The organism is Dellaglioa sp. CoH-56-MRSF-11, from assembly GCF_056782135.1.
This window is the reverse complement of sequence record NZ_JBXAYE010000120.1, coordinates 1-261: the sequence shown is the minus strand read 5'-3', so window position 1 is coordinate 261 and position 261 is coordinate 1. Positions and strand designations below refer to the sequence as shown.

Genomic DNA, 261 nt, shown 5'->3' with positions numbered 1-261 from the left:
GAACATACGTGTCTTGTATGTTTTTCGGCGCAACCGTGAGCAAGGTTTCTGCTACTGCATTGGCTTTGACTAAAGTAGCCTGTGTAAGTAGCAGAGTTTCCGCTATAGCATTTGCATTAGCAGCTGAATTCTGCTGAGTCAGAATAGACTCAGCCACGGCATTTGCGTTTACTTGCGCCATGACTGAGCCTCCCGTTAATTAATATGGTTTATTACTGGTTTGGACGCGAGCACAGCGGAATTTGTCCAAGCCACATTACC

1 protein-coding gene is annotated in these 261 nt (G+C 46.0%); it reads right to left on the bottom strand.

The window, feature by feature from the left end; translation table 11 throughout:
- A partial coding sequence (locus tag AC1RPT_RS08075) for a hypothetical protein (protein ID WP_481763035.1) occupies positions 1 to 181 on the bottom strand: 181 nt, incomplete at its 3' end.
- Positions 182 to 261: the final 80 nt, after the last annotated feature.